Source organism: Desulfovibrio sp. 7SRBS1 (assembly GCF_049723905.1).
Classification (GTDB): Bacteria; Desulfobacterota; Desulfovibrionia; order Desulfovibrionales; family Desulfovibrionaceae.
The window spans coordinates 3,718,806-3,731,584 of the sequence record NZ_JBJKFD010000001.1 but is presented as its reverse complement, the minus strand read 5'-3'; the positions used below and the strand labels follow the sequence as shown (position 1 = coordinate 3,731,584).

Here is a 12,779-nt window from a genome sequence, read left to right as displayed (position 1 = left end):
GGAAGGCCGGTTGACCATATATCGCGAGAAACATTCTTTTAATGGAAGGATAAGACCATGGCAGCACAAGAGGTAACTTTAAGCGACCGCGTAAAGGTTATAGCCGACCGCAGGCACGACTATTACGACCGGACGGAAATCCCCAAGAGGCGCCCCCATTACGAGGAAGCCTTTGCCGACTTCGCCGATCAGGACAGAAGCATTCAGATCGCAATGGGCTTCAAGAACTTCCTGGAAAACAAGAAGATCCTCACCTGCGAACATGACATTCTGGCGGGCTTTGCCTACCGCTATACCTACAAGCCGTCGTTTCCCTTCAACCTGCCCGACGACTACGACCCGCTCTACAGGCCGCCGGCAGGCATAGACACCATGGAAGAAGCCGAAACCGGACGCATTGCCAACGGCTTTGCCGAGGATTCCAAAGAAGCCGAGGAAATGCGCACGTTTGCCCGCTGCGTTTCCAGATGGCTCTACAAGCACTGGGAAACAGGACACATCATCCCAGGCTACGAACGGCTGATCAAAACCGGCTATGACGGATTGATAGAGCAGACGGAAACCGCACTGGAAACAGCGGACAAGGAACAGCAGGTTCATCTGCAGTCCATGCTCATCTGCGAAAAAGCCGCCTCCGCCTACATTGAGCGGTATGCAAACTATGCCAACGCGCTCCAGCTGAAGACGCGGAACCCGGAATACAAGGCGCACCTTGAAAAGATGGAAGAATCCCTGCGCCACATTGCCCACGGCCCCGCCAGAACGTTCTTTGACGCCATCCAGCTTATCTGGCTGACGCACGAAATGCTCTATGCGGAAGGCTTCCCCGCCTCTTTTTCCTTCGGACGCATGGACAAGTACCTCCACCCGTACTTCCAAAACGATCTGGACAACGGAACCATCACCCTGGAGGAAGCGGCCGATATTCTCGATGCCTTGTGGATCAAATTCGGCATCACCCTGCACGGCTATCAGAACATCACCCTTGGCGGCCTGGACGAACAGGGCAACTACGTTTCCAACGAGCTGACAAAAATGATGCTGCAGTCCAGCCGCAAGACCCTGTACGACCAGCCTCTTCTGTGCCTGCGCTATCATAAGTCCATGCCTGCGGACCTGTGGGAGGAAAGCGTGGCCCTGCTGCAAACCGGCATCGGCCTGCCCGCCATCTTCATCGACGACTTCTGCATCCAGGCCAAGGAAGCCATGGGGCACAGCCATGAAGACGCCGTCAACTACGCCCTTGTGGGCTGTGTGGAAATGGGCTGCCCCGGCAGGGAATACGGCAAGACCGAAGCCCTGCGCGTGAACGTAGGCAAAATTCTCGAAGTCATGCTCTTTGACGGCAAGTGCAACTGCGAGGATTCCCGCGGAATCATCGGCAATGCCGTGGACAAGGGCATCCCCCTGGAGAATACAGGCACGTCGGACAACACCTTCCCCGTGTTCACCGGCAACCGTCTGGACCAACTGGACAGCTTCGACGCGCTGCTCAACTGGTACAAGGACGAACTCAAGGCCCAGCTGAACTTCACCATGACGTCCATCAACAGGCTGGACGTGGCCCTGCCCAAGTTCTATCCCACCCCCTTTCTCTCCACCCTCATGGAAGGCTGCATTGAAAAGGGCATGGACGTTACCGCAGGCGGCACCATCTACAACAACAGCGCCGTGAACCTGTGCGGGCTGCCCAACGTGGTGGATTCCCTGGCCGCCATACGCACCCTTGTTTACGAGCAGAAACGCTACACCATGGAAGACTTCCGCAACGCCCTGCGGGACGACTTTGTGGGCCACGAGGAACTGCTGGAAGCCATCCAGCACGACTGCCCAAAATTCGGCAACGATATCGACTCCGTGGACAAGATCATGGCGGAGCTGGTGGAAACGGCCAACACCGTTGTGAAGGGCATGCAAAACCCGCGCGGCGGAAAGTGGCAGATGGGGCTGTACTCCGTGGAAGACCACGTGAAGATGGGCATCAACACCGGCGCGCTGCCCGACGGCAAACGCCGGGGCGAGGCCATGGCAAGCGCCGTGTCTCCGGTGCAGGGCAAGGACGTGAACGGTCCCACCGCCGTTATCAACTCCCTGCTGAAGACCGACCTTTCCGCAGCCACCAACGGCATGGTTCTGGACATCAAGTTCAGCCCGTCATTCTTTGACAAGCCGAGCCACCAGCTGGCCCTGCGCCTGCTGATTCAGGCCTATGCGGAACAGGGCGGCGGCGAAATCCAGTTCAACGTCGTTGACCGCGCCACCCTTTTGGATGCGCAGCAGCACCCGGAAAACCACAAGGACCTTGTGGTTCGCGTCTCCGGTTTCAGCGCCTACTTCACCAGTCTGGTCAGGGAAACCCAGGACGAGATCATCAAACGTACCGAACACGCAGCCATCTGATTTTAACCCGCCGGTTCTGATGTGTACGCATCGGAACCGGCGGGAAATTTCTCCAGCATTCCCCCTCGCGCCTTAATCGCCCTGCTGGGCAAGGGTTCCCAAAACCGCCTCGGTCACGCTTTCCAACAGCGGCGAAGGGGTCTTGTCGCTGTGCATTACGCGCATGAACGGGCGGGAAAAGCGCAAATCCTTAATCGGTACCACGAACAAATCCCCATGCTTCAGCTCGGTATCCACCACCATGGGCGAAATGCAGGCAAGCGTTCCGGCGTTGTGCAGCACGGTCTTGATGGCGTCGTTGTTGCTGAATTCCAAAAAGATGTTCGGTGAAAGCCCCCGGCGCATCACTTCCATCAGAAAGGTCTCGCGGGTGCCCGAGCCTTCCTGCCGGATAAGCCACTTTTTGCCCATCAGCTCGCCGATGGGATACGGCCCAGCCTCGGCGAATTTCCTGTCCGAGGTCACCACCACCGGCTCTTCCTCGCGCAGCAGGGTGGTGCGCACTTTGGGGTCGTGCACCAGCCCTTCCACAAATCCCATATCCAGGGCGCCGCTTTCCACACGTTTGACTATTTCCAAAGTGCTGGCGGACTCGAAGGCGATATTGACCAGTTCGTGCTGCATCTTGAAGTCGTAGAGAATCTGGGGGAGCACGTGGTCGGCCAGGGTTGTGGACGCGCCCAGCTTAACGTCCCCCACCATGGTGTCGGCCATGACCAGATGAATGCTCTCGTCCAGCCGCCGGTACAGCGGGGCAAGCCGCGCGGCCAGCATACGCCCTTTCTCGTTGAGCCGGATTCCCCGGCCGAGCCTGTCGAACAGTTCCACGCCCAGTTCGGTCTCAAAGCTTCGCAAAGCGCTTGAAACCCCGGCCTGCGAAAGAAACAGCCGTGCCGCAACATCACGCATGTTCGGTGTACGGGCCAGGGCCAGAAATATTTCAAGTGACCTGATGTTCATACCAGATTGATCACATATAGTTGTCGAAATAACAAGACAGTTCCGTTTGTTCAAATTTCATACCTGATTTATTCCTCTCTACGTGCTTAACAATAATGGAGGATTTACTTGTGTTTACTGCTACCCTTGATCACTTTCAAACACCAAAAATTGTCAATGGCGTCCTTTTTGTCGCCTTGTTTGCTTCAGCAGCATCACAAATATCCTCGCTGCCTTTTATTAGTGTCGCAGGCATAAGCCCGCTGATTATAGGCATTGTTCTGGGCATGCTTTACGGCAGCACCTTGCGCCAGCATCTGCCCGAACAATGGGTGCCCGGAATCCTCTTTTCCTCGGGCACGCTGCTGCGCACTGCCGTGGTGCTGTACGGATTCCGCCTCACCCTTCAGGACCTGGCGTCCGTTGGAATGCCCGGTATCATGGCCGACGTGCTCATCGTGGCCTGCACGTTCATAGGTGGCACACTGATAGGCACCAAAATTTTCAAAATGCCAAGAAGGCTTGCCATGTTGACCGCGGCCGGAAGCTCGGTGTGTGGAGCCGCAGCTGTGCTGGGCGTGGAACCAGTGGTTAAAGCCAAACCGCACGAAAGCAGCATCGCCGTCGGGACGGTTGTTGTTTTCGGTACCGTCGCCATGTTCATCTATCCCCTGCTGTATCGCAGCGGATTGCTGAACCTGACCGATTCGACCTTCGGAATATGGGTAGGCTCCACAATGCACGAGGTGGCGCATGCCGTGGCGGCGGGAAACGCGGTTTCGACCCAGGCCGGCAACGTGGCGGTCATCGTCAAGATGATGCGCGTTGTGCTGCTGGCCCCGCTTCTCCTTGGCCTGGGAGCGTTTCTGAACCGCTTCCCGGATAAGGATTTGGATAACGAAGACGACGACAGGAAAAAGTCGTTCCCCTGGTTCGCCCTGCTCTTCGTGGTCTGCATCTGCATCAATTCGCTTGGAATTTTGCCCGCATACCTTGTGAGCCTCATCAACTCGCTGGACATCTTTTTCCTGACCATGGCCATGTGTGCCCTGGGCATGGAAACCAGCATGGAAAAGGTACGCGTTGTCGGACCCAAGCCGTTTCTCTTGGCCGGGATACTCGCCGTATGGCTTATGGTGGGCGGCTATTGGATTACCCGGATGGTTACGACTCTGGCGGCCTAAACCAGCGGGGACATCCTTCTTATGAGTGTGTTGAGATAGCGATCCTGCCAGGATTATTCAAAAAGCCAAATAGTTCCACAGCCCATGTCCGGGGCTATCCTGTACAGACCCACGTCATTTATGGCGTGGGTCTGTTTTATTGTGGCAAAGAAAAATGAGCATTCACCGCCTGCGCTTTCTTCTGTTTCGCTTCACAAAGCACATGCAAGCTGACGCTATACTGCGCCCCGAAACAACAGATAGATTGATCTAGCGACGTGTAATCCGTACAGTGAACGTACTCTTGCCAACATACTACAAAGATACAAATGAACATACCTCAATACCACGAAATGATGGTTCCCACGGTCAGAGCCCTTGATGAACTCGGCGGGTCGGGAACCATCCTGGAAATTGCCGAAGGAGTTATCCAGCTCCTCGATCTCCCGGAAGGCATCACTTCCCACCCGCACAACCCGGACAAATCCAGCCAAACCGAAGTCGAGTACCGTCTGGCCTGGGCCAGGACCTACCTGAAAAAATTCGGGCTTATCGACAACTCGGAACGCGGGGTCTGGGCATTCACCGACAAGTACCAGCGCGGCATGCGGCTGGACCCGGAAGAGATTGTCCAGACTGTGCGCGGCGTGTCCAAAAAATCCAAGAAAAAGGCAATAGACGAAACGCCGGAAGCCCTCCCGAAAACCAGGGACTGGCGAACAATAATGCACCAGACCATCCTGGCGCTGGACCCCAGCGCGTTTGAACGGCTCACCAAGCGCATCCTCCGCGAAATCGGTTTTGTGCAGGTGGAGGTGACGGGCCAATCGGGCGACGGCGGCATTGACGGCAAAGGAATTGTGAAGATTCAGGACGTGCTCAGTTACCACGTGGTTTTCCAGTGCAAACGCTACAAAGGCACTGTGGGACCGGGCGCGATACGGGATTTCCGCGGGGCCATGGTCGGCCGGGCAGACAAGGGACTGTTCATCACCACCGGGACCTTTACGCGGGAGGCAACCAAGGAAGCCACGCGCGACGGCGCCTCGCCCATTGACCTCATTGAAGGCGACGACCTTGTGGAAATGCTCAAGAAACTGCGGCTGGGCGTGAATGTGCGTATGGTTGAAGAGGTTGAAGTGGATACGCAGTGGTTTCAGAAGATTTAAGACTGAAAAAGGGGACAACATACCTGGGACCAAAAAGAAATTCGGCAACGATACGTTCTTTCATACAAGCCATTCTCACGTGATATTTATCGGACCCATGATTTTTTGTTGTGCCCACAAACGATATGAGTGCATATAAAGCATATCATGGTATGACACATTGCCCTTGTAAACGAATCTTCACAGAATAATGAACCCGACTGAAACCGCGTGACAGAAATAGTCGCCGCACTTCACATTACAACGAAAATTGGAACTACTTCGGGGGGAAATAATGCAAATCGATAAGAACACCACAGAGAAAGTACTGAAAATTTTGCATGAGGAAATCGTTCCGGCGCAAGGATGTACGGAGCCCATTGCCATTGCCCTGGTGGCTGCCAAGGCCAAAGAGGTGCTGGGAGAACTCCCCGAGCGCGTAAAGATTTTTGTTTCGGGCAACATCATCAAGAACGTAAAAAGCGTCGTGGTGCCCAACAGCGGCGGGATGATCGGCATTGAAACGGCCGCGGCCATGGGCATTGTGGCCGGAGACTGTAAAAAGGATCTGATGGTCATCAGCGAGGTGACGGACCAGGACATGGTGGAGGTGCGCGAGTATCTGAAAACCACCACCTTCGAGACCATCCACGAAAAAACCCCGGTGAAACTCTACGTCCGCGTGGAGGCTTTTTCCGGCGACAAAAGCGCCCTGGTGGAAGTGCAGTATCTGCACACCAACCTCACCAAAGTGGTCAAGGACGGCGAGGTGCTTCTGGACCGCGGGTTCAGCCCGGAGAGTTTCAACACCACCCAGGAGGACCGCTCCATCCTGTCGGTGCAGCTGATCTACGACCTTGCCAAGACCATTGATATAGAGCTGATCCGGCCGCTGTTCGAGCAGGTCATCGAACTGAACTGCACCATAGCGGACGAGGGATTGCAGAACGTCTACGGCGTGAACATCGGCAGCAGCATCCTGGAGAACATCAAGCAGGGAATCTACGGCGACGACATCCGCAACCGCTGCGCCAGCTATGCAGCGGCTGGAAGCGACGCCCGCATGAGCGGCTGCCCCCTGCCGGTAATGACCACCAGTGGCAGCGGCAACCAGGGTATGACCGCCTCCCTGCCTGTCATCAAATTTGCGCGCATGAAGGGTTTTTCCGACGAACAATTGATACGCGCGCTTTTCCTGTCGCACTTGTGCACCGTGCACATCAAAACCCAGGTGGGCCGCCTGTCCGCCTATTGCGGGGCCATGTGCGCCGCCGCCGGGGTGAGCGGTGCCGTCACCTTTCTGCTGGGCGAGGACGAAGCGACCGTAGCCCACGCCATCATCAACACCCTGGGCAACATTTCCGGCATCATCTGCGACGGCGCCAAGCCGTCGTGCGCCATGAAGATAGCCACCGGCATCTACGCGGCCTTTGATTCCGCCACCCTGGCCTCATACAACAAGGACCTGCACGGCGGCGACGGGATTGTGGGCAGCGATGTGGAAGCCACCATCCGCAATATCGGCGAGCTTGCCAGCACCGGAATGAAGCAGACGGATGAAATTATCCTGAAGATCATGACGTCCTGACGCGCGGCAGCCGCAACCACCGACTATACGACCGGCTCCTCCCCCGAAAACCCGGGGAACCTTAGAAACTCTCGGGGAGCCAGTCCGATGCCACGCGACGTGTTTTCACAACCGGACACACCAAAAAGGGCGCGCACATGAAAATGACTTCCAAGGATTGGGGATGGGTGGCTGTAAACATCGGCATGGGCATTGGCGCAGGCATCGTCTTCCTGCCCATCCAGGCCGGGCTGGTCGGGCTGTGGACATTTCTGCTGGCCATACTGCTGGCCTATCCGGCGCTGTATCTGTTCCAGCGCATGTACATCAACACGCTTATTGAATCGCGCGATGCCTCGGACTATACAACGACCATCCGCGAATACCTGGGCAGCAAGGCTGCGGCCATTCTGGGCATCATTTACTTTGTGATGCTTATGATATGGCTGTGCGTGTACAGCGAGACCGTGACCAACGACAGCGCCTCGTACATTCAGGCGGCGGGACTTACCAAGGGGCTGCTTTCCACCAACCATCTCTATGCACTGGCGTTGATCGGCTTTTTGGTGTTCCTGGCGTTTGCCAGCAAGACTCTGCTCTTCAACCTGTCCAAGGTGCTGGTCGTGGTCATTTTATCATCTCTGGTCGTGCTCGCCGTGCTGATCATTCCGCAATGGGATGTGGACAACATCAAGGATATCACGTCCATCGGCAAAATGCTGTGCCAGACCATCGTCACCCTGCCCTTTGCCATGACCTCGATACTGTTTTTGCAGTCGCTGAGCCCCATGGTGGTGTATGTGCGCTCCGAGTACGAGGATGTGGCGCTTGCCCGGCAAAAGGCCATGCAGATAATGACCCGCGCCTTTCTGATTCTGGCCGGAGTGGTCTTTTTCTTCGCCTTTTCCTGCACCATGTCCATCACGCACCAAGACGCCTACAATGCCTTTGTAGCCAATACGTCGTTCCTTGCCATACTGGTGAAGGTGATCCCTGGAACCCTGGTGCCCGCCCTGGGCGTGACCATCGACATCTGCGCCGTGACCACGTCGTTTTTCGGCGTGCTGCTGGGGCTGCACGAGGCCTGTGTGGGGCTGTATATGAACCTCTTCCTGGGGGACAGGCCCAAAGAATCGGTCAACATGGGCAAGCTCTCCGCCGGAGTGGTGGGGCTTATCGTGCTGCTCGGCTGGACCGCGACCATAGTGGACTTCCCCATCCTCTACTTCACCAGCATATGCAGCCCGATTTTCGCCATTATCGGCTGCTTCATCCCGGTGCTGCTCGTCTACAAAGTGGATGCGCTGGCAAAATACCGGGGCATGCAGACATGGATTATTACTGTCACCGGGGTGTTGTTGCTGCTGTCGCCGTTTTTTGCGCTGATGGATAAGTGAGGGGGGATAGAGAAGGTGGGACATAAGGCCATGGTGTTTTTTCATCTGTTGATAGGGACGAAATTCAAGCCCATAAATTTCATACACAAATTTCTAAAACAAGAAAAGACAGGAACCAGTGGCCGTTGAGCCTATTTTAACTATAGAATTAAATCATCAATCTACAAGACAAAAAAACTCATTTTAAAATACCAACACCGGCTTGCAAATTGTTAATTATTATTTTTAATTATTTAAAAGGAGACTTCAAATGGATATATACAACCATTTTATAAAAATAAACGAAAACATATTGATAAATACCATCACAAATGGATATAAGCATAGAATAAACCACAATGTTTTTTTTTCAACACCCCATAAAAAATCAAAACTTTTTTTTCAAAAAATATGTAAAAAAATAATCGATGAATCTAAAACACACCAAAACATAATTTGCATAAAAAATTTTAATGCAAAAATGGCCCCTTTTAGCTCGCTAACTTACTCGATACTACAAGATATACTCTCAGCACCTTTTCCATACTTGCGCATTAAACTTAAATCATTCTCCATAATTCAAAAAATAGCATATATATTCCTAATGCTATTTTTTTCTTCTTTAGCAATATTTATAAAAATGAAACTTGATAACATATATACAATAAATTCATTAAGTGATTGGGTAAAAGCATCTCGCGATTATGCATTATACCCATTAATGTTTAATGCAGTGGCCTTAACTGTTCCAGCTTGCATTTATTATTTACAAGCAAATAATAAATACAAGCAAAAATTTCAAGTGATAAACGAAATCGTAAAAGACAATTCATTTCATATTGCAAAGAAAATACTGAACAAAAAAATTACATCTAAAAACGCACCAATATTTTTAGTTATTGAAAATGTTGAAGATTTATCAGAAAAAGAATTCGAACTTATATTCGAGACTGTAGGTTCGCTATCTCTTTACTACAAAATAACAATTGTAAGCTTTAGCTCGTGCCCTGGACAAATGCGAATGCGCCTGTGTGAAAAATTTAGCCCTAATTTTTTTCGCCTAATCCCAAATGCGGAGGAACTTGAAGACAAATCCTCCCCTTCGCCACAAGATATTCAAACTTACGAAATGATCTCAGATTTCAATTTAGATTTTGGGATGCATGCCTGGACTCCTTGGGCACTTTTAAACCTCATGGTAATTGGAGCAGGGAACCAGCATAAAGAACTAAGTCTAAATCAATTTGAATTAATAACTTTAGACAAAATAAATCTTATTAACACATCGCTTCTTGAAAAAGCATTGCCAAAAACAAATAAAAAAGAAATAAAACGTCTTTTTAAAGAACTAAAGTCAAGCGATAGGTTTTTATCTTTATTCTACCGATTTGGATATTCAAGGGATGCATATATTGATAAACACATTCAGTTGTGCATACAAGAAAAAATGCAAAAAAACATCAAACTTTCGTTTTATTTTTTTTGGTTACTGTATCTATTGGAGGATGGATTAAAATCCGCTTATTCATGTTTATACTGCTCTCACATTCTTAAATTATGTATAAAAAAAGCAACAATATTTAATGAGCATGTCATCACCGAAAATTTAATTAAAGCTTTGCTGGCCTTACAGGAAAATGTTGTGAATAGTGGATATCCGGAGTTGGCATATTACTACTCACAATTAATGACATGCTTACTTACAAAGTACTCAAAAAGTATACCAATAGGTATCTTAAACAGCATGATCCTATATTGCAACACTGACATAGAGACTTTTAAGCATCTTGCACACACATCCAATAGTAATGAGGACAATTCATTATCTTTATTTTATACAATTTTTAAAAATGACACTACGATTGACTTCATACAGTCTATGCCAAATGATATGGATTTAACCTTGTATAATTATTTATATGGAAAAACTTATTTTCAAGCAATTTTAGAACATGGGATAACCCATACTTTTTCACACTTATCCCCCGAAGAGAAGGTTCATGTATCTGAGGTTCTGAAGTTTTTGAGAGAGCTACCAACTCTATCAGGAGGTTTCAATATATCAACATTTATGCAAATAAACCTAGTATCTCAAATTTCTAGGATCAACGCCTTCGAAAGTTTTACCATCCTTGCAAAAAAAATATTCAAAGGAACCCAACAATACTCACAAAGAAAAAGTAGTTGGGCGGCTTTATGGTCAAATATTATATGTATGATTCTTTTAGCTGAAATATTTAAAATATACCGTATCAATTCAAACTCAAAGACGGTTTCACACGACATGTACTACGATTCAATATGTACAATAGACGGAGAAATAGTTGAATTGACTAATAGCATCTTTAGACATTTAAAATTTGATGTTCACTTAGATCGCGGTCAATACGTTCCTCCAAGCATACTTAAAAAAATTGACACGAAGTTCAGGGAAATTATTTTCATACTATCTGGAAATTCGTTATGGCAGATTGCAAAAATAGTCGAACTTTACGCCGGTAAATTTTTGCTCAACGTAAAACCTTTTGATAGATGTGAAAAATTGGAAAAAGAATTTATTTTATCTTCACTAGAACCTACCAATAATACAAATTCTCCACTTTCTATTTTTTTTAACATAGAGTCTTATATGGAAAATATTTCTTTAAATTCTACAATATATGTTAAATTTACATATAAACCAACAAGACTTTTATACTCTTTTATTCAACAATATCTTTCAAAAAAAATATTAGATTATACTGAAAATATTTTTTTTAACCATCTTATAATAAGTAATTTTAGTGATGACGCCAAATTTGTGACTAAAGAGCTATTTAGAAAATACATAAATAGAAATAGAAATCGTCTTAACAACTCTGAAGACTCAATTGATGATATCATTAGTGACTTTTTCTTAGCACAGTCACTCTTTTCAAACAAAAATATAACTTTGGCAAAAGAAATTTCAAAAAAAATACATTTAGCTTTCTCAAATTTAAAAAGACATAATGAAGATGATCAAAGAAAATACATAGAAGCGAAGTACTTACTTCTTTCTCTAGATATTCTATTAGATGAAAGAAAAGAGTCAATTGCAAAGAGAATTGAAGAATTCATCACGGGTGAAGAAAAATATCTTTTATCAAAAATATATCGACTTCCTTTGTTGGAAAAATATTTCACCAATTGCAAGGCTTCTGTTGATAAAAATATATGTACATACATACAAAATTTGCCTGAATTAAAGGGGATGGAGCAAGCTAGACATGCACATCTTTTACTTACCAATATATGCTATTCTTTTTTCGATAAAAATAAAATTAGCACTGAAGAATACTTTGTTCTGAAAAAACTTTATACACTATTAAGACACGCGAATACAGCGGCAATAGAACCTTCAAGCATTATTGACCTTATAAATTTACTTTATGTTCTTGTCAGTCCATTAGCATATGATGATTATTTTATCGATATTTTAAGAAAAGACATAGAAAGTTATAGAAAGAAAGCATTAATTATATCATTAAGAAAGAATCGGCCTCTTTGGATGACTCAAAGCAGTCCAGGCAAGCTTGCTCAAGCCTTTTATAGGCTTTTTGAAACTCAGATGCAGTCTATTATACCTGAACATATTATAAATGCAGTATACGAAGGCACTCCAAAAGAGCGCGTACGTAAAATCAATGCAATTTTAAATGATAATTCAACTACGAACATCCATGAGCTTTGGTGCAATGTCTTTTTGATAAAAAATTTAGAATTAATTGCGAGAAGATACAAAATATTTGATAGAGACGATATTGAAAAATATTGGGATAATGTCAGCATTGATTGTTTTGGGAGTCTAGTTAGTAGAGTAATGCAACTACATGCTGATACTAACTTTGATAATCCTGAATTGTCAGACTACATTACATCTATGGCAAACCTTGTCATAGATATACGAAACGACTCTTCGAAAAACATGCTGATAAAAGATTAAGAGCGAGACATCAGGGAAATTTAATCACGCTGTACTCATGTTACACACACAAGAAAGAGAAATTTTCTCCACGCATAAGGCCCTTGCCGACGGACAATGTCCGTCGGCAAGGGCCTTATGCGTAGTGCGTAGCGCGTATTACGTAATGCGGGGGCCCGGGGGCCATCATGGCCCCCGGCGGGGTACAGGGCAGCGCCCCGCTTCTTCCCCCTCTTCCCTTTT

At 48.2% G+C, this 12,779-nt stretch carries 7 protein-coding genes; 6 read left to right on the top strand and 1 reads right to left on the bottom strand.

Features of this window, described 5'->3' with window-relative positions:
• Window positions 1-57 precede the first annotated feature (57 nt).
• Window positions 58-2,400 carry a pyruvate formate lyase family protein gene (locus ACI0FJ_RS16550; protein ID WP_424305179.1) on the top strand — a complete coding sequence of 781 codons (2,343 nt, stop codon included), beginning with the start codon at window positions 58-60 and terminating at the stop codon, window positions 2,398-2,400.
• 72 nt (window positions 2,401-2,472) lie between these two features.
• Here ACI0FJ_RS16550 and ACI0FJ_RS16545 read toward each other — a convergent pair whose 3' ends face one another.
• Window positions 2,473-3,360 (bottom strand): LysR family transcriptional regulator, encoded by an 888-nt coding sequence (locus ACI0FJ_RS16545; protein WP_424305177.1) that lies wholly within the window; start codon window positions 3,358-3,360, stop codon window positions 2,473-2,475.
• Between the two features lie 110 nt (window positions 3,361-3,470).
• Here ACI0FJ_RS16545 and ACI0FJ_RS16540 point away from each other — a divergent pair, with 110 nt between their 5' ends.
• From ACI0FJ_RS16540 to ACI0FJ_RS16520, 5 genes are all read left to right on the top strand, one after another.
• Entirely contained in the window at window positions 3,471-4,523 is a 1,053-nt protein-coding gene (locus ACI0FJ_RS16540) for a YeiH family protein (protein ID WP_424305175.1), read from the top strand.
• Window positions 4,524-4,831: 308 nt separating this feature from the next.
• Window positions 4,832-5,671 carry a restriction endonuclease gene (locus tag ACI0FJ_RS16535; protein ID WP_424305173.1) on the top strand — a complete coding sequence of 280 codons (840 nt, stop codon included), beginning with the start codon at window positions 4,832-4,834 and terminating at the stop codon, window positions 5,669-5,671.
• A 274-nt stretch (window positions 5,672-5,945) separates the two neighbouring features.
• Window positions 5,946-7,238 (top strand): serine dehydratase subunit alpha family protein, encoded by a 1,293-nt coding sequence (locus tag ACI0FJ_RS16530; protein ID WP_424305171.1) that lies wholly within the window; start codon window positions 5,946-5,948, stop codon window positions 7,236-7,238.
• Window positions 7,239-7,375: 137 nt separating this feature from the next.
• The gene (locus ACI0FJ_RS16525) at window positions 7,376-8,614 is read left to right on the top strand and encodes a hypothetical protein (protein ID WP_424305169.1); all 1,239 of its coding nucleotides are present in this window, start codon (window positions 7,376-7,378) and stop codon (window positions 8,612-8,614) included.
• 250 nt (window positions 8,615-8,864) lie between these two features.
• Window positions 8,865-12,557 (top strand): hypothetical protein, encoded by a 3,693-nt coding sequence (locus ACI0FJ_RS16520; protein WP_424305167.1) that lies wholly within the window; start codon window positions 8,865-8,867, stop codon window positions 12,555-12,557.
• The last annotated feature ends 222 nt before the right edge of the window (window positions 12,558-12,779 follow it).

Bases quoted from the DNA above. Each gene is read 5' to 3' on its own strand.
- ACI0FJ_RS16550 (WP_424305179.1), top strand. From the start codon at position 58: ATGGCAGCACAAGAGGTAACTTTAAGCGACCGCGTAAAGGTTATAGCC.
- ACI0FJ_RS16545 (WP_424305177.1), bottom strand. From the start codon at position 3,360: ATGAACATCAGGTCACTTGAAATATTTCTGGCCCTGGCCCGTACACCG.
- ACI0FJ_RS16535 (WP_424305173.1), top strand. From the start codon at position 4,832: ATGAACATACCTCAATACCACGAAATGATGGTTCCCACGGTCAGAGCC.
- ACI0FJ_RS16530 (WP_424305171.1), top strand. From the start codon at position 5,946: ATGCAAATCGATAAGAACACCACAGAGAAAGTACTGAAAATTTTGCAT.
- ACI0FJ_RS16525 (WP_424305169.1), top strand. From the start codon at position 7,376: ATGAAAATGACTTCCAAGGATTGGGGATGGGTGGCTGTAAACATCGGC.
- ACI0FJ_RS16520 (WP_424305167.1), top strand. From the start codon at position 8,865: ATGGATATATACAACCATTTTATAAAAATAAACGAAAACATATTGATA.